We start from the raw sequence: 18,087 nt of genomic DNA on the forward strand, positions 1-18,087 counted from the left end.
GACGTGCGTTTGCAGACGTATACCTGACGGCCGCAGTTTGCTAGGTTTCCCGACCGCCTTCCCCGATCTGGCCGAAATCCATGACCCGTACTCCTCCCGACGCTGCCAACGGCGCACCTGATCAACCGTCCCACCAAGCGAGCTTCTGGCTGATCGCCGTGGCCTTTCTGATCACCATGGTCGGCACCACCCTGCCGACGCCGCTCTACGCCTTGTATCAACAGCATCTGGGCTTCGGTCCGACCTGGGTGACCCTGATTTTCGCCATCTATGCGGCCGGGGTGATCAGTGCATTGCTGGCCGTCGGCAGTTGGTCCGATCAACTGGGTCGAAGACCGATGCTGCTGGCAGGCTTGGCCATGGGCGCGATCAGCGCGGTGATTTTCCTGTGCACCGACTCCATTGGCGGACTGCTGATCGCTCGGCTGATCTCGGGCTTCTCGGCCGGGATCATGACCGGTACCGGTACGGTGGCAGTGATCGAAGCGGCGCCCAAGCGCTGGCAGAACAGCGCGACATTGGTGGCCACGGCGGCCAACATGCTTGGCCTGGGGCTGGGCCCGCTGCTGGCCGGTTTCACGTCACAGTTTCTGCCCTGGCCGGTGCACCTGGCCTTCGTCGTGCACCTGGTCCTGCTGCTGGCAGCCGCGGCGGCCATCCTGGCCGTCGGCGAGACGGTGCAGCGACCCGCCAAACCACGCCTGGGATTTCAGCGCCCGAGCCTGCCGGCAGCAGTGCGCGGCCCGTTCGTGCCCGCCGCCATCGCCGGCCTTGCCGGGTTCAGCGTGACCGGATTGTTCACCTCGCTGGTACCGGCGATCATGCGTCAGGTCATGGGGCACGCGGGAGGCCTGGTGATCGGTGCAGTGATTCTGGTGCTGTTTGCTGGCTCAATCGTCGGCCAGGCGTGGGTCAGGCGAATTCGCGAAGCCGCGCAGATGACCGTTGGTTGCACTGTGCTGATCCTCGGTGTCGCCTGTCTGGGCCTGAGTATCGCCAGCGCCCAGCTCTGGCTGCTGGTGCTCGGCGGCGCTCTGAGCGGAATCGGCCAAGGCCTGACCTTTCGGGCCGGCATGGGCGCGGTGGCCAATGCCGCGCCCGTCGGCCAGAAGGCCGGGGTCACCTCGGCACTGTTCATCGTCTATTACCTGTCCATGTCGGTGCCGGTGATCGCGGTGGGCGTGAGCATTCCCGTGTTCGGGCTGCATCATTCCGCCGAGTTCTTCAGCGCCGTGGTGGCACTGATAGCGGTGCTGGCAATGCTCAGCATGAACATCGTGCGCGCCCGAGCGTCCAATGCCTGAGTCGACCGTCTGCAGGTCGCCAACAGGAGAATGACCATGACACCTGAAACCGAAGGCAAAGAAGAAAAAGGCCCCAATGGCGTGCCCTTCATCAACGATCCAGGCAGCGAAGACCCAGGCTCGGTGACCACCGAAGATGCCACCGTGCCGCTTCAGGAAGAAGATGACGAGGATGACGAGTCCTATCAATAGGCCGAATCGGCCACAAGCCTGACTCTGAGGGTCGGCGCCACCCAAGCGCCATTGCGCCCCGCTATGCTGGATGCTTCCTGCATCCCCTAGCGAGGCATTCGTACCGATGGAGACCCTCACTCCTGTCGCGAACAGTTGGTTGACCCTTCCCGCGCACCGGCACTGGCTGGCCCAGCAAGGCCAGCGATTGCTGGAATTCGCCAAGGCGGCGCGCATCGAAGACGGCTTTGCCGACCTCGACAACCGGGGCCGTCCGGTGCTGGCCAGCGGTGCATTGACCATCCAGACCGCCCGCATGACCCACAGCTTCGCCCTGGCCTGCCTGCAGGGCATCCCAGGCAGTGCGGCCATGGTCGACCATGGTATCCGCGCGTTGCAGGGTCCATTGCGCGATGCACGGCACGGTGGCTGGCACGCCAGCGCCAGGCCGGCCTCCACGTCGCGCAAGCAAGCCTATCTGCATGCATTCGTGGCACTGGCGGCGAGCTCGGCCGTAGCGGCCGGACGACCAAACGCCGCGGCATTGCTGGCCGACGCGGTCGACGTTCTGGAACGGCGCTTCTGGTGCGAAGCCGAGCAGGCATTCGTGGAATCCTTCGCTGAGGACTGGAGCGACCAGGAAGACTACCGGGGTGGCAACAGCAACATGCACGGGGTGGAGGCCTGCCTGGCCCTGGCCGACGTCTGCAACGACACCAGGTGGCTGGATCGCGCGCTGGCGATCAGCGAGCGGCTCATTCACCAACACGCGGCAGCGACCAACTACCTGCCAGTCGAACACTTCGACGCCCACTGGCAAGCGCTACCCGACTACAACCATGACCGCCCCGGGGACGAGTTCCGTCCCTACGGGCAAACGCCAGGGCATGCCTTCGAGTGGGCGCGGCTGCTCCTGCACCTGGAAGCCGCACGGCACCGGATCGGCCTGGCCAACCCCAGCTGGCTGGCCGAAGACGCCCAGCATCTGTTCGCCGCAGCCTGCCGGGTCGGCTGGGCGGTGGATGGCCAGCCGGGAATCGTCTACACGGTAGACTGGCAACAACGGCCGGTGGTCGCGCAGCGTCTGCACTGGACGCTGGCAGAAGCGGTGGCTGCCGCCGCGGCGCTGTACCAGCGTACCGGCGATGCCAGCCATGAGCGCTGGTACCGTGAGTTCTGGGACTACATCGACCTCTACCTGATCGATCGCGAGCATGGCAGCTGGCACCATGAACTCGATACGGACAATCAACCGGCGCAGACCATCTGGCCAGGCAAACCCGACCTCTATCACGCCTATCAGGCGACCCTGTTGCCAACTCTGCCACTGGCGCCCAGCCTGGCGACCACGCTGGCGCGCCAGTCTGGACTGGGATAAGCGCCACACGCTTCATGGGATTGGCGTGGCTGCGCCAATCCAACTGAATTTTTCAGACGGGCCGGACTCCGAAACTCAACGCGACGCACCTCACAAGGAAGATCTTCGGCCCCATGAACAACGCAAAACTGTTCGTCATCGATTACACCCTGCACGGCGACCCCAAGTCGTTCATCATCCGAGCCGAGAAAATGGACAGCAGCGAGGCCTGGCATTGGGCAAGCTGCGATGCAGGGGTCGGCCGCATCGGTCGATTCGGCCGTGAGCATGTGAAAAAGACCAGTCAGCCATCGGCCGAAAAATTCGGCATCAATGGTGTCAGCTGGCGTCCGGCCTGAGCGTCAAAGACCTGCGTCACTGCTTGGCTGGCGAACGAATTCACTTTACCTGAGGTTGATCTGGAACATATTGTTACAAGATATGTTCCCGGCGTTGGACCGTTGTGCCCGAAAGCTCGACGCGTCTACCGCCATGGGTCATCTATAAGATCAAGTAAAGTGAGCACAGCCATGACGTCTGAGGTGGGTAAAGGCAAGGCGATCTTTCGCGTTGTCAGCGGCAATTTTCTGGAAATGTTCGATTTCATGGTCTATGGCTTCTACGCCACGGCCATCGCCAAGACATTCTTTCCGACCGACAGTGCCTTCGCTTCGCTGATGCTGTCGCTGGCGACCTTCGGTGCCGGCTTTCTCATGCGCCCCTTGGGGGCCATCTTTCTGGGTGCGTACATCGACCGGCACGGACGGCGCAAAGGGCTGATCGTGACCTTGGCCTTGATGGCTTTGGGCACGGTGTTGATTGCCTGCGTACCTGGCTATGCGACCTTGGGCGTCGCGGCGCCGCTGCTGGTGCTGCTTGGGCGATTGTTGCAGGGCTTCTCGGCAGGCGTGGAATTGGGCGGTGTGTCGGTGTACCTGGCCGAAATCGCCACGCCGGGGCGCAAGGGTTTCTTCGTCAGCTGGCAGTCGGCCAGCCAGCAGGTCGCCGTGGTCTTCGCCGGCCTGCTCGGGGTGTTGCTCAATCACTTTCTCGATGCGCAACAGATGGGTGATTGGGGCTGGCGGGTGCCGTTTCTGGTGGGCTGCATGATCGTACCGGTGATTTTCTTCATTCGTCGTTCGCTTGAAGAGACGCCCGAGTTCGAAGCGCGCACCCATCGACCTACGCTCAAGCAGGTCGTGCATTCGGTGGCGCAGAATTTCCGTCTGGTCCTGGCCGGCATGGCGCTGGTGGTGATGACAACCGTTTCGTTCTACCTGATTACCGCCTATACGCCGACGTTCGGCAAGAACGAGCTGCACCTGTCGGATATGGATGCACTGCTGGTGACCATGGCCGTGGGCCTTTCCAACTTCATCTGGCTGCCGATCATGGGCGCACTGTCGGACCGCATCGGGCGCAAGCCGTTGCTGCTCGCGGCCACGGTGCTGGCGATTCTGACGGCCTACCCGACCTTGTCGTGGCTGGTGGCGGATCCCAGCTTTGGCCGTCTGCTGACGGTCGAGCTGTGGCTGTCGTTCCTGTATGGCTCGTACAACGGCGCCATGGTCGTGGCGCTGACCGAGATCATGCCGCTGGACGTGCGCACCACCGGGTTTTCGCTGGCCTATAGCCTGGCCACGGCGACGTTCGGCGGGTTCACTCCAGTGGCGTGCACCTACCTGATTCACGCGCTGGACAACAAGGCGGCACCGGGCATCTGGCTCAGTGGCGCAGCGGTGTTGGGTCTGGTAGCGACGTTGGTGCTGTTTCGCGGCGACCGGCATGCGCAGCGCACGGCTTTGACGGCGCAGGCCTGATACCGCGGTGCGCCCTTCGCGGGCAGATGGCTCGCCGCCCGCCCCGCTCCCACAATTGCCTGTATCTTGTGGGAGCGGGCTCTGCCCGCGAAGAGGCCATACCTGACACCCCACGCAAAAAAACGCCCCGAACCAGTCGGGGCGTTTTTCATTCAGCGCTCAGGCTCAGTGTGGAAAGGCTGGAGGGTTGACGCCCGCCATGTCTTCCATCACACGGACCACCTGGCAGCTGTAACCGAATTCGTTGTCGTACCAGACGTACAACACGACGCGGTTGTCGTTGCAGATGGTGGCCTCGGCGTCGACCACACCGGCGTAGCGCGAGCCGACGAAGTCGGTCGATACCACTTCCTGGGAGTTGACGAAGTCGATCTGCCGGGAGAGGTCCGAGTGCAGCGCCATGTAGCGCAGGTACTCGTTCATCTCTTCACGGGTGCTGGCCTTCTCCAGGTTCAGGTTGAGTATGGCCATGGAGACGTTCGGCGTCGGCACGCGAATGGCGTTGCCGGTCAGCTTGCCGGCCAGTTCGGGCAGCGCCTTGGCGGCAGCGGTGGCAGCGCCGGTCTCGGTGATGACCATGTTCAACGCAGCCGAACGGCCGCGACGGTCGCCCTTGTGGAAGTTGTCGATCAGGTTCTGGTCGTTGGTGTACGAGTGAACGGTTTCGACGTGGCCGTTGACGATGCCGAACTTGTCGTTGACCGCCTTGAGCACCGGCACGATGGCGTTGGTGGTGCAGGACGCCGCCGACACGATCTTGTCGTCGGCAGTGATCGTGCCATGGTTGATGCCGTGCACGATATTCTTCAGCTTGCCCTTGCCCGGTGCGGTCAGCACCACGCGGTCGATGCCTGGGCAGGCCAGGTGCTGGCCAAGGCCGTCGGCATCGCGCCAGACGCCGGTGTTGTCGACCAGCAGGGCATTCTTGATGCCGTACTGGGTGTAGTCGACTTCGCTCGGGTTCTTGGCGTAGATGACCTGGATCAGGTTGCCATTGACGGTCAGGGTGCTGTTCGCTTCGTCGACATGGATGATGCCGTCGAACGAGCCGTGCACCGAGTCGCGACGCAACAGGCTGGCGCGCTTGACCAAGTCGTTGTCGGCGCCTTTGCGCACGACGATCGCACGCAGACGCAGGCCGTCGCCGGCACCCGCCTTCTCGACCAGGATGCGCGCCAGCAGGCGACCAATGCGGCCGAAACCGTACAGCACCACGTCGGTACCGGTACGCTCGCCCTGGTTCTGCTTGCCGACCACGTCCGCCAGCTCTTCACGCACGAACTGTTCGGCGCTGCGCCCGTTGCCGCTTTCCTTGAACTTGACCGCGAGCTTGCCCAGATCCACGGAGGCGGCGCCCAGCTTGAGTTCGCTCATCGCCTTGATCAGCGGGAACGTCTCGTGCACCGACAGCTCCGAGGAATCGGACTGGCGATGGCGAGCGAAGCGGTGCGCCTTGAGCAGCTCGATCACCGAACGGTTGATCAGGCTGCGGCCGTAGATGGAGGTGACTACGTTGTTATTGCGGTAGAGCTGGCCGATCAAAGGAATCATCGCTTCAGCGAGTGCTTCACGATCGATCCATTCACCAAGACACTGGTCGGGCTTCTGAGTCACGGTAACCTTCCACATGTAGGGGCTGAGAAAACGGGCTACATTATGACTTCGCCGCGCGGCCGGAGCAATCTGCGCTTATCGACGTCGTGAAGTTTGGCGAATAGGACCGTCAAAAAAACCGAGGCGCGCCAACGAGGTAGCTCATACCCGGCGGTTTTATGACAAGAGGCCGTGCGAAGCACCATGGCACGCCCTTCGCCGCCCGCTCGAGCCGCCGCAATGGCACAACCCCATCACAGCACCTGACAGCCCACCGTCGCCCCGGTACAATCCCCGTTTTCCGCCGCAACGCTTGGAGCTCAACCTCCCGTGCCTGTTCTGCGCCTTCCGCAACTCCCTGCCTCGGCAGGCAAACACGCCTGGGGCAACCTGCCCGGGGCCGCCCTGAGCCTGGCGATCGCCGAAGCGGCCAATGCCGCCAAGCGTTTCACGCTTCTGCTCACTGCCGACAGCCAAAGCGCCGACCGGCTGGAGCAGGAACTGCGTTTCTTCGCTCCGCAGTTGCCGGTGTTGCATTTCCCTGACTGGGAAACCCTGCCGTACGACCTGTTCTCGCCGCACCAGGACATCATCTCCCAGCGTATCGCCGCCCTCTACCGCCTGCCCGAGCTCGCGCACGGGGTTTTGGTAGTGCCCATCACCACTGCCCTACATCGGCTGGCGCCGACCCAGTTCCTGCTGGGCAGCAGCCTGGTGCTGGACGTGGGGCAACGCCTGGACGTAGAGCAGATGCGCACGCGTCTGGAGGCCAGCGGCTACCGCTACGTCGACACGGTGTACGAGCACGGTGAATTTGCCGTGCGCGGCGCCCTGATCGACCTGTTCCCCATGGGCAGCAAGCTGCCCTATCGGATCGACCTGTTCGACGACGAGATCGAGACGCTGCGCACCTTCGATCCGGAGACCCAGCGCTCCATCGACAAGGTCGAATCGATCCGCCTGCTGCCGGCCCGCGAATTCCCCCTGCAGAAGGAAGCGGTGACCCGTTTCAAGGCACGCTTTCGCGAACGTTTCGACGTCGACTTTCGTCGCTGCCCGATCTTTCAGGACCTCAGCAGCGGCATCACCCCTGCCGGTATCGAGTACTACCTGCCGCTGTTCTTCGAAGAAACCTCGACCCTGTTCGACTATCTGCCCCAGGACACCCAGGTGTTCTCGCTGCCGGGCATCGAACAGGCCGCCGAGCATTTCTGGAGCGACGTGCGCAACCGTTACGAGGAGCGGCGGGTCGATCCTGCGCGTCCGTTGCTGCCGCCTGCCGAACTGTTCATGCCGGTGGAAGACTGCTTCGCCCAGCTCAAGACCTGGCCACGCATCATCGTCAGCCAGGATGATCTGGAGCCGGGGCCGGGCCGTGAACGTTTCGCCGCAGCGGCGCTGCCGGACCTGGCCATCGAGGCCAAGGCCACCCAGCCCCTCGCCGCGCTGGCCGGATTCCTCGACCAGTTTCCGGGCCGGGTGCTGTTCACCGCCGAATCCGCCGGTCGCCGTGAAGTGCTGCTGGAGCTGCTGGAGCGGCTCAAGGTCCGCCCTCGCACGGTGGACGGCTGGAACGAGTTCGCCGAGGGCAAGGAACGTCTGGCGATCACCATCGCGCCGCTCGACGAAGGCCTGCAGATTCTCGACCCGGCCCTGGCCCTGATCGCCGAGAGTCCGCTGTTCGGCCAGCGCGTGATGCAGCGGCGGCGCCGCGACAAGCGCGCCGACGCGGCCAACGACAACGTCATCAAGAACCTCACCGAGCTGCGCGAAGGCGCGCCGGTGGTGCACATCGACCACGGTGTGGGCCGCTACCTGGGGCTGGCGACGCTGGAGATCGACAATCAGGTCGCCGAATTTCTCACCCTGGAATACGCCGAGAACGCCAAGCTCTACGTGCCGGTGGCCAACCTGCATCTGATCGCCCGCTACACCGGTAGCGACGACGCGCTGGCCCCGCTGCACCGGCTTGGCTCGGAGGCCTGGCAGAAAGCCAAGCGCAAGGCCGCCGAGCAGGTGCGCGACGTGGCCGCCGAGCTGCTCGACATCTATGCCCGCCGCGCCGCGCGCGAAGGCTATGCGTTCGCCGACCCGGCCCTGGACTACGCCACGTTCAGCGCCGGCTTCGCTTTCGAGGAAACCCCGGACCAGCAGTCGGCCATCGAGGCCGTGCGCCACGACATGCTCGCGCCCAAGCCCATGGACCGCCTGGTGTGCGGCGACGTCGGCTTCGGCAAGACCGAAGTGGCCATGCGCGCGGCGTTCATCGCCGTGCACGGCGGCCGCCAGGTGGCCATTCTGGTGCCGACCACCCTGCTCGCCCAGCAGCACTACAACAGCTTCCGCGACCGTTTCGCCGATTGGCCGGTGACGGTCGAAGTGATGAGCCGCTTCAAGTCGGCCAAGGAAGTGGGTGCCGCCGTCGAGCAACTGGCCGAAGGCAAGATCGACATCGTCATCGGTACCCACAAGCTGCTGCAGGACGACGTCAAGATCAAGAACCTGGGCCTGGTGATCATCGACGAAGAACACCGCTTCGGGGTCCGTCAGAAAGAGGCGCTCAAGGCCTTGCGCAGTGAAGTAGACATCCTGACCCTGACCGCCACGCCGATTCCGCGCACGCTGAACATGGCCGTGGCCGGCATGCGCGACCTGTCGATCATCGCCACGCCACCGGCGCGGCGCTTGTCGGTGCGCACCTTCGTCATGGAGCAGAACAAGAGCACCGTGAAGGAAGCGCTGCTGCGCGAACTGCTGCGCGGTGGCCAGGTGTACTACCTGCACAACGATGTGAAAACCATCGAGAAATGCGCCGCCGACCTCGCCGAACTGGTTCCCGAGGCGCGCATCGGCATCGGCCACGGACAGATGCGCGAGCGCGAGCTGGAACAGGTGATGAGCGACTTCTATCACAAGCGCTTCAACGTGCTGATCGCCTCGACCATCATCGAGACCGGTATCGACGTGCCCAGCGCCAACACCATCATCATCGAGCGCGCAGACAAGTTCGGTCTGGCGCAGTTGCACCAGTTGCGCGGGCGCGTCGGCCGCAGCCACCACCAGGCCTACGCCTACCTATTGACTCCGCCGCGCCAGCAGATCACTCCGGACGCCGAAAAGCGCCTGGAGGCGATCGCCAATACCCAGGACCTGGGCGCCGGTTTCGTCCTGGCGACCAACGACCTGGAAATCCGCGGTGCCGGCGAGCTGCTTGGCGAAGGCCAGAGCGGACAGATCCAGGCGGTCGGTTTCACCCTGTACATGGAGATGCTCGAACGTGCGGTCAAGTCGATCCGCAAGGGCGAGCAACCCAATCTCGACCAGCCCCTGGGCGGCGGGCCGGAGATCAACCTGCGTCTGCCTGCTCTGATTCCCGAGGACTATCTGCCCGATGTGCACGCTCGCCTGATCCTCTACAAGCGCATCGCCTCGGCGGTGGACGAGGACGGTCTCAAGGACCTGCAGGTGGAAATGATCGACCGCTTCGGCCTGTTGCCCGAACCGACCAAGAATCTGGTGCGCCTGACCCTGCTCAAGCTTCAGGCCGAGCAGTTGGGTATCACCAAGGTCGATGGTGGTCCGCAGGGTGGGCGCATCGAATTCGGCCCGAGCACGCCGGTCGATCCGCTGACCCTGATCAAGCTGATCCAGAGCCAGCCCAAGCGCTACAAGTTCGAAGGCGCCACGCTGTTCAAGTTCATGGTGCCGATGGAGCGTGCCGAGGAGCGTTTCAACGTCATCGAAGCGCTGTTCGAGCGCCTGACGCCAAAAGCCGGTTGATATGCCCGATGAGCGCCTGATCGATACGCTGCAACCGCGGCCACGGCTGTGGCTGGGCAGCGTCGAGTTCAGCGCTTTCGAACCGCGCAACGGCAAGATGCAGCGTTACGTGCAGCATCGTGCGGCGCTGGCCTACGGCTACGCCGGCGAATACGTCAGCGGGCCCCGCCCCACCAGCGTCGCGCGCCAGTGGCAGAACCAGAACGCTCGAATCCTGCGCCAGCCGGCCGCCGAGCGAGCCCTGCGCGAGCAGTTGCAGGGCATCGGCTTCAAGCTGGCGACCCGGCAGAGCAAGGCGCTGCCGGAAAGCGCCGGCGAGATCTTCGAGCTGCCCAGCGATGCTGCCTGGTTGCGCTTCATCCTCAACGAGCTTCCGGGCTTGCGCGAGCAAGGCTGGGAAATCGAATACGCCGAGGCGTTCGCCTTCGACCTGACGCCGGTCGAGCGCTGGTACGCCACCATCGAGGAGGGCCCCGAGCGCGACTGGTTCGATCTGGAACTGGGCATCGTGGTCGACGGCGAACCGCTGAGCCTGCTGCCGATCCTGCTCAACCTGCTGCGCAGCCACCCGGAACTGCTCAACCCGAGCCACCTGGCGCGCCGTCGCGACGACGAACAGATCCTGGTGCCCGTTCATACGGCGCAAGACGGCGTTCAACGAACGTTGCAGGTCGCCCTGCCCTATGGCCGCTTGAAACCGGTGCTGGCAACGCTGGGGGATTTCTACCTGCGCGAACCGGGCGATACCTCGATACGCCTGGCCACCGCCGACGCCACGCGCCTTGAAGGGCTGCGGACGTTGCCTCTGGACTGGCAAGGTGGCGAGCGGGTACGTCACTTTGCCGAACGCCTGCGCGACATCCGCCACTGTCCGGTGACCGCGCCCGACGGTTTGAACGCCACGCTGCGCCCGTACCAGCTGGAAGGCGTGAGCTGGATGCAGGCGCTGCGGCAACTGGAAGTGGGCGGCATCCTCGCCGACGACATGGGCCTGGGCAAGACCCTGCAAACCCTCGCCCATCTGCTGATCGAAAAACAGGCCGGGCGTCTGGATCGCCCGGCCATGGTGGTGATGCCCACCAGTCTGGTGCCGAACTGGCAGGACGAAGCCGCCCGCTTCGCGCCCGCACTCAAGGTCCTGGCCCTGCACGGCGCCAGCCGCAAGAAACACTTCGCGCATCTGGCCGAGTACGACGTGCTGCTGACCACCTATGCCCTGCTGCCCAAGGACATCGAAGTCCTCGAACAGGTGCCGCTGCACGTACTGGTGCTCGACGAAGCCCAGTACATCAAGACCCCCGGCAGCAAGGCGGCGCAGGCGGCGCGCGAGCTGAAGGCGCGGCAGCGTCTGTGCCTGAGCGGCACGCCCCTGGAGAATCATCTGGGCGAACTCTGGTCGCTGTTTCATTTCCTGATGCCGGGCTGGCTGGGCGACAGCAAGCAGTTCAGCCGCGACTACCGTCTGCCGATCGAGCGACAGGGCGACGAGACGCGCCTGCAGCACCTGAACGCGCGTATCAAGCCATTCCTGCTACGCCGCACCAAGGAGCAGGTGGCCACCGAGCTGCCGGCCAAGAGCGAAATCGTCCACTGGGTCGAACTCAACGAGGCGCAGCGCGACGTGTACGAGACCGTGCGCTTGGCCATGGATAAAAAGGTTCGCGCCGAAATCGACCGCAAGGGCGTGGCGCGCAGTCAGATCATCATCCTCGAAGCACTGCTCAAGCTGCGTCAGGTGTGCTGTGACCTGCGCCTGGTCAACAGCGTTGCAGCACCGCCGCCGGGCCACAGTTCGGGCAAGCTGGCCAGCCTGCTGCGATTGCTCGACGAACTGCTGGGCAGCGGTCGGCGCATCCTGCTGTTCTCCCAGTTCACCTCCATGCTGGGCCTGATCGAACAGGAGCTGCAGCAGCGAGGCATCCCCTACGCATTGCTCACCGGTACCACGCGCGATCGCCGGGCACCGGTCAGGGACTTTCAGGACGGCAGGCTGCAGATCTTCCTGATCAGCCTCAAGGCCGGCGGCGTGGGCTTGAACCTGACCGCAGCGGACACGGTGATCCACTACGACCCTTGGTGGAACCCAGCCGCGGAAAACCAGGCCACCGACCGCGCCTACCGCATCGGCCAGGAAAAACCGGTGTTCGTCTACAAGCTGATCACCCGTGGCACCGTGGAAGAAAAGATCCAGCACCTGCAGCAGGAAAAGTCAGCCTTGGCGGCCGGCATTCTCGATGCCCGCGAGAGCGGCGACTGGCGCCTGCAGGACAACGATATCGACGCCCTGCTCGCGCCGCTGCCGAGCCCACCGGCCAAACGCCGATAGCTGCCTGAACGGCGTTTTCAGTCGACGAAATCGGCGACCGTTGCGCGCTCCCCGAGCAGAAACCCGTCGGCCACCAGACGCAACGGCTGCAGATCGGTGTCACTGCTACCGCCCTCGATCAGTCGCGCGAAGTGCCGGTAGAGCAACGGGTATTCACCTACCGTTTCGAGCGTCTGCGGCACATCGTCGATGAGCAGTTGCGCACCGCCGTGGGTCAGGCGCAGGCATCCTTCGTCGCACCGTACCTCGATCTGCCAGAGCTCGTCGTGGCCATGGTCCCAGTCGAAGGCGGCGCTGACCTGCAAGCCGTTCGCGTCGCTCATGCTCAGGTCAGCCGCGATCGGCGCCTGGCGATTGCCGGGAAAGCGCAGGCTGGCCTTAGTGACGAACAGGGCTTCAGGCAGCACGTGGCTGATGATCGACAGGGCGTTGATGCCCGGATCGAACACGCCGAGGCCGCCGGCCTGCCAGATCCACTGCTGGCCCGGGTGCCACTTGCGCACGTCTTCCTTCCACTGCACCGTGACCGATTGCAGGCGTTTGCCCGCCAGCCAGGCGCGGGCGCTTTCGACCCCTGCGGCGAAGCGCGAATGCCAGGCGAACAGGCAGGTCACACTCTGCTCGGCGGCCAGTTCGACCAGGGCCATGGCCTCGCCGAGGCTGGCGCAGGGCGGTTTTTCCACCAGCACGTGCTTGCCGGCCAGCAGCGCTTCGCGGACCTGCGCATAGCGACCCTGAGGCGGTGTGCAGAACGCCAGCGCCTGGATATCCGCGGCCTGTTCGAGCAACTCGTGCAGGCTGCCGAAATGCGTGACGCCGGGGCATGGCTCGCCGAGGGTGGCCACGGCGACCAGCTCGAAGGATGGGTCATTGCACAGGGCGGGGACGTGCTGATCCTGGGCAATCTTGCCGTAGCCGACCACGCCGAGACGAATGGGGGACATCGCTGACTCCTTTTTTATTGTTGGGCCTGGGCGTTATAGCAGTTACGCAGCCGTCGGCATACGTGGCAATGCAGGCGACGGGCGCAACGTCGGGACCGGGTTTTGCATGCAACCGTGCCGTCCCTCACCGAAGTTGCGAGCCCGCCATGCCTGATCGCGCCCTGCCTGATCGTCCTATGCCCCCTGCCCTGCGTTTCATGCTGGCCGCTCGCCGCAGCGAGCTCGAAGGCCTGCGCGGGCTGGCCGACACCTGTGAACTGGTGACGCTGATCAGCCGCCTGGTGCATGCCCTGCAGCGTGAGCGTGGCTACACCAACCTCTATCTGGGCAGCCAGGTGGAAACCCACCGCCGGCAACTGGACCTGCACACCGAGCAGGCTCAGGCACTGGAGCACGACGTACTCCAGCGCTTGCAGGTCGTGGACCTGAATGCGGCCAGCGCAGCCGACCGGGCCCGCCTGTTCAACCGCGTTGCCTACGTCCTGCACGGTTTCGACGAATTGCCCGGCTTGCGGCGGCGCATTCGCGAACGCCTGCTCGCACCCAGCCTGGCCACGGCGGCCCTGACTCGCCTGATCGGTGGACTCATGGCCGTGGTCTTCGAGGCGGCCGACACGGCCATCGACCCGGACATCACCCGGGTGCTGGTGGCGCTGTTCAACTTCATGCAGGGCAAGGAGCTGGCGGGTCAGGAGCGGGCCACCGGCGTGGCCGGCTTCTCGGCGGGGTTTTTCGACGCCAGTGTGCAGGAGCGCATCCTGCACCTGACGCAAAGCCAGGAGCGCTGCTTCCAGACCTTCAGCGAATTCGCCGACCCGCTGGCCGGTCAGCGCTGGGCCGAGCTGCAGCGCAGCGAACTCACCACGCAGTTGTTGCGCCTGCGCGAAGTCGGCATGCGCACCTCGGCGCAACATCCGGTGGACCCGGGCCTCTCGCAGCTCTGGTTCGAACTGCACAGCCAGCGCATCGATCAGATGCACGAAGTGGAGAAGCACCTTGCCGAGCAACTGTTGGCCAGTTGTCAGAGCAGCATCAAGCTGGCCAATGCCGACCTCGACAACCACCGCGTGCTGTTGCAACGCCTGGCCAGTCTGGAAACCATGGGCTGCGGCGATGCCCGGCTGTTCAGCGTGCATGCCAGCGATCTCGACAGCCCCGCGCCCGACGGTCACGGACCGCAGATGGGCCGCTCGCTGCTGGACCTGTTGCAGGCCCAGACCCATCGTCTGCAGGATGCCAACCTGCAACTGGACGAGGCCCGCCAGGCGCTCAATGAACGCAAGCTGGTAGAACGGGCCAAGCAATTGTTGATGAATGAATATGCCCTCAGCGAAAGCGAGGCGTACACCCGACTGCGGCAATCGGCGATGTCGCGGGGGCTGCGCATGGTCGACATGGCGCAGAACGTATTGGCCGTGGCTGGCAAAGGTTGAGGCACAGACTGCGCCCTATTTGCGCACCCTGCCAGTGGCATGCTCCGCATCCGTGCACACGGGCGCTCCATTGCGCGGGGACCACTGCGTCCCGTGCGGCTCTCGACGCCTTGGCACGCAATCTGCTTTGAGACACACAGGACCGCAGCCAACTGCGGTCGACTATTCGAATCCTGGACAACGGCGTCCACGCGTTCCGGCAGCACTGCCCGGAGCGCGTGACCGCCGTTTTTTTTTGCATTTTTTTGGCCGCCAGCAGCAGGGGAATCAGCGATGGATGACACGCCTTTCAAAGCACACCCGCACGACGCCAAGCGTCGGCACTTTCTCAAGCAGTCGTTGACCGTGGCCGGTGCCGGTGCAGCCCTTGGACTGCTGCCACCCGGGCTGTCCTCGGCGGTCTGGGCAGCGGGCAGCGACGGTCTGGAAACCACCACGGCCAAGCTGGGCTTCATCGCACTGACCGATGCCGCGCCGCTGTTCGTCGCCGACGAGAAAGGCTTTTTCGCCAAGCACGGCATGACCGGGGTGGAAGTGCTCAAACAGTCGTCCTGGGGCACCACGCGGGATAATCTGGTGCTGGGTTCGGCCGCCAACGGCATCGACGGCGCACACATCCTCACACCCATGCCCTACCTGATCGCTGCTGGCAAGGTCACGCCCAACAACCAGCCAGTGCCCATGTACATCCTCGCGCGGCTGAACCTGTCCGGCCAGTGCATCTCGGTGGGCAACGAACACGCCGACCTCAAGCTGGGCCTGGATTCCGCACCGTTCAAGGCGGCGCTGGCCAGCAAGCGTGCCAGCGGCAAGACCGTCAATGCCGCGATGACCTTCCCCGGCGGCACCCACGATTTGTGGTTGCGTTACTGGCTGGCCGCAGGCGGCATCGACCCGAACAAGGACCTGTCCACCATCGTCGTACCCCCGCCGCAGATGGTCGCCAACATGAAGGTCGGCAGCATGGACAGCTTCTGCGTCTGCGAACCGTGGAACGCCCAGCTCATCAACCAGAAGATCGGCTACACCGCCAATACCACCGGCGAGATCTGGGACAAGCACCCCGAGAAAGCTCTGGCCCTGCGCGCCGACTACGTGGACAAGCACCCCAACGCGACCAAAGCCCTGCTCAAGGCCGTGATGGAAGCGCAGATGTTCTGCGAGCGGCCGGAGAACAAGGACGAAGTGGCAGAGATCTGCGCCAAGCGTCGCTGGATCAACGCGCCGGTGGCGGACATCATCGAGCGCATGAAAGGCAACTTCGACTACGGCACCGGCAAGGTCGTCAAGGACAGTCCGCACATCATGCGCTACTGGGACGACTTCGCCTCCTACCCGTTCAAGAGCCACGATCTGTGGTTCCTCACCGAAAACAAGCGCTGGGGCTACCTGCCCAAGGATTTCGACAGCCAGACCTTGATCGCCAAGGTCAATCGCTCCGACCTCTGGCGCCTGGCCGCCGCAGAATTGAACGTGCCGACCGCGCAGATTCCCGATTCCGACTCGCGCGGTGTCGAGACCTTCTTCGACGGCAAGACCTTCGATCCTCAGAACCCGCAGGCCTATCTCGACAGCCTGTCCATCAAGGCCCTGGCCTGATGTTTCCCGCACTCACCGGAGGTCACCATGAATGCTGAAGTGAAGAAGCTGCACAGCGCCGCCCAGGCCGTCGCCAAGGCCCAGGTCAAGCCGCCGGTGATGGCGAAACTGCTGAAGAACGCCCGCCGCTTCGTGTTGCAGCAGTGCCTGCCACCGGTGGTGATCGGCGCCCTGCTGTTGCTGGTCTGGCAACTGGTGTGCAGCGGCAAGGGCGCGGCGCTGCCGCCGCCCACTCAGGTGATCAGTGACACCTGGGAGCTGATCGTCGATCCGTTCTACGACAATGGCGGCAATGACAAAGGCATGGCCTGGCAGCTGCTGGCCAGCCTGTCGCGGGTTGCCTATGGCTATGCCCTGGCCGTGGTGGTGGGGATCAGCCTGGGCGTGCTGGTGGGACAGTCGACCTGGGCCATGCGCGGGCTCGATCCACTGTTCCAGATCCTGCGTACGGTACCGCCGCTGGCCTGGCTGCCGCTGTCGCTGGCCGGTTTCAAGGACAGCTACCCTTCGGCGATCTTCGTGATCTTCATCACCGCCATCTGGCCGATCATCATCAACACCTCGGTGGGCGTGCGCAACATTCCCGAGGACTATCGCAACGTGGCCAAGGTGCTGCGGCTCAACGGCGTCGAATACTTCAGCAAGATCATGCTGCCGGCGGCCGCGCCCTACATCTTTTCCGGCCTGCGCATCGGCGTCGGACTGTCGTGGCTGGCGATCATCGCCGCGGAAATGCTGATTGGCGGTGTCGGTATCGGGTTCTTCATCTGGGACGCCTGGAACGCCTCGCGCATCAGCGACATCATTCTCGCCCTGGCCTACGTGGGCATCGTCGGCTTCTGCCTCGATCGCCTGGTGGCGATGGTCGGACGCCTGGTCACCCGCGGCACTTCGCAAAGCTGAGGAGGCAACATGAGCCATTACTTGAGTATCGAAAACGTCGACAAGCACTTCGAGCGCGACGGTGTCACCAGCCAGGTGCTGCGCGGGATCAACCTGAACGTCGCGCGCGGCGAGTACATTTCCATCATCGGCCACTCGGGCTGCGGCAAGTCGACGGTGCTGAACATCGTCGCCGGGCTCATCGAATCGAGCAACGGTGCGGTGATTCTCGACGGCAAGGAAGTGCGCCAGCCGGGGCCGGACCGCAGCCTGGTGTTCCAGAACCACTCGCTGCTGCCCTGGCTGACCGTCTACGAGAACGTGGCTCTGGGTGTGGCCAAGGTCTTCAAGCACAGCAAGAGCAAAAGCGAGCGCCATGCCTGGACCCTGCACAACCTGGAAATGGTCAACATGACCCACGCCTTGCACAAGCGGCCGAGCGAGATTTCCGGCGGCATGAAGCAGCGTGTGGGCATCGCCCGCGCGCTGGCGATGCAGCCCAAGGTGTTGTTGCTCGACGAGCCGTTCGGCGCGCTGGACGCGTTGACCCGCGCGCACTTGCAGGATGAGGTGATGCGCATCCAGAGCGAGCTGCACAACACGGTGATGATGATCACTCACGATGTCGACGAGGCGGTGCTGCTGTCCGATCGCATCGTGATGATGACCAACGGCCCGGCGGCGACCATCGGCGAAATCCTCACCATCGACCTGCCCCGCCCCCGCAGCCGCCTGGCCCTGGCCGACGACCCGCGCTACAACCAGTACCGCCTGGCGGTGCTCAGTTTCCTCTACGAGAAACAGGGGAAAGTTGTCGAAGCCGTCGCCTGAACCACCGCAAGCGCCGCGTTCCCTGTAGCAGCGGTGCAAGCCGCGTC

13 protein-coding genes are annotated in these 18,087 nt (G+C 64.3%); 11 read left to right on the forward strand and 2 right to left on the reverse strand.

Annotated features, from left to right (window positions below; translation table 11 throughout):
- Positions 1 to 80 precede the first annotated feature (80 nt).
- The 5 genes from ASF66_RS05605 (at position 81) to ASF66_RS05620 (ending at position 4,652) form a co-directional block, all read left to right on the forward strand.
- Entirely contained in the window at positions 81 to 1,304 is a 1,224-nt protein-coding gene (locus tag ASF66_RS05605; RefSeq protein ID WP_056843061.1) for an MFS transporter, read from the forward strand.
- 36 nt (positions 1,305 to 1,340) lie between these two features.
- Positions 1,341 to 1,496 carry a hypothetical protein gene (locus ASF66_RS22730; protein WP_167375915.1) on the forward strand — a complete coding sequence of 52 codons (156 nt, stop codon included), beginning with the start codon at positions 1,341 to 1,343 and terminating at the stop codon, positions 1,494 to 1,496.
- Positions 1,497 to 1,602: 106 nt separating this feature from the next.
- Entirely contained in the window at positions 1,603 to 2,853 is a 1,251-nt protein-coding gene (locus ASF66_RS05610; protein WP_056843062.1) for a D-mannose isomerase, read from the forward strand.
- Between the two features lie 113 nt (positions 2,854 to 2,966).
- Positions 2,967 to 3,191: a DUF6555 family protein gene (locus ASF66_RS05615; protein ID WP_049859148.1), complete on the forward strand. Its 225-nt coding sequence runs from the start codon at positions 2,967 to 2,969 to the stop codon at positions 3,189 to 3,191.
- Between the two features lie 171 nt (positions 3,192 to 3,362).
- A complete protein-coding gene (locus tag ASF66_RS05620) occupies positions 3,363 to 4,652 on the forward strand; it encodes an MFS transporter (protein ID WP_056843063.1) in 1,290 nt (429 codons plus the stop codon).
- A gap of 165 nt (positions 4,653 to 4,817) precedes the next feature.
- On the opposite strand, the gene ASF66_RS05625 is transcribed toward ASF66_RS05620, so the two are convergent.
- The gene (locus tag ASF66_RS05625) at positions 4,818 to 6,281 is read right to left on the reverse strand and encodes a glyceraldehyde-3-phosphate dehydrogenase (RefSeq protein WP_049859146.1); all 1,464 of its coding nucleotides are present in this window, start codon (positions 6,279 to 6,281) and stop codon (positions 4,818 to 4,820) included.
- Positions 6,282 to 6,575: 294 nt separating this feature from the next.
- Here ASF66_RS05625 and mfd point away from each other — a divergent pair, with 294 nt between their 5' ends.
- Both mfd and ASF66_RS05635 read left to right on the forward strand, forming a co-directional pair.
- Positions 6,576 to 10,025: a transcription-repair coupling factor gene (mfd, locus tag ASF66_RS05630; RefSeq protein WP_056843064.1), complete on the forward strand. Its 3,450-nt coding sequence runs from the start codon at positions 6,576 to 6,578 to the stop codon at positions 10,023 to 10,025.
- 1 nt (position 10,026) lies between these two features.
- Positions 10,027 to 12,351 (forward strand): DEAD/DEAH box helicase, encoded by a 2,325-nt coding sequence (locus ASF66_RS05635; RefSeq protein WP_056843065.1) that lies wholly within the window; start codon positions 10,027 to 10,029, stop codon positions 12,349 to 12,351.
- A gap of 17 nt (positions 12,352 to 12,368) precedes the next feature.
- Here ASF66_RS05635 and ASF66_RS05640 read toward each other — a convergent pair whose 3' ends face one another.
- Entirely contained in the window at positions 12,369 to 13,295 is a 927-nt protein-coding gene (locus ASF66_RS05640; RefSeq protein ID WP_056843066.1) for a Gfo/Idh/MocA family protein, read from the reverse strand.
- Positions 13,296 to 13,441: 146 nt separating this feature from the next.
- Between ASF66_RS05640 and ASF66_RS05645 the strand changes: the two genes are divergently transcribed.
- The 4 genes from ASF66_RS05645 to ASF66_RS05660 all read left to right on the forward strand — a co-directional run bounded on the left by ASF66_RS05645 (position 13,442) and on the right by ASF66_RS05660 (position 18,040).
- Entirely contained in the window at positions 13,442 to 14,728 is a 1,287-nt protein-coding gene (locus ASF66_RS05645; protein ID WP_236707050.1) for a nitrate regulatory protein, read from the forward strand.
- Between the two features lie 273 nt (positions 14,729 to 15,001).
- Entirely contained in the window at positions 15,002 to 16,327 is a 1,326-nt protein-coding gene (locus ASF66_RS05650; protein ID WP_056843068.1) for a CmpA/NrtA family ABC transporter substrate-binding protein, read from the forward strand.
- A gap of 27 nt (positions 16,328 to 16,354) precedes the next feature.
- Entirely contained in the window at positions 16,355 to 17,230 is an 876-nt protein-coding gene (gene ntrB, locus ASF66_RS05655) for a nitrate ABC transporter permease (RefSeq protein ID WP_082484494.1), read from the forward strand.
- Positions 17,231 to 17,239: 9 nt separating this feature from the next.
- Positions 17,240 to 18,040 carry an ABC transporter ATP-binding protein gene (locus tag ASF66_RS05660; RefSeq protein WP_056843069.1) on the forward strand — a complete coding sequence of 267 codons (801 nt, stop codon included), beginning with the start codon at positions 17,240 to 17,242 and terminating at the stop codon, positions 18,038 to 18,040.
- Positions 18,041 to 18,087: the final 47 nt, after the last annotated feature.

The sequence above is a fragment of the Pseudomonas sp. Leaf129 genome, assembly GCF_001423465.1.
Classification (GTDB): Bacteria; Pseudomonadota; Gammaproteobacteria; order Pseudomonadales; family Pseudomonadaceae; genus Aquipseudomonas; species Aquipseudomonas coleopterorum.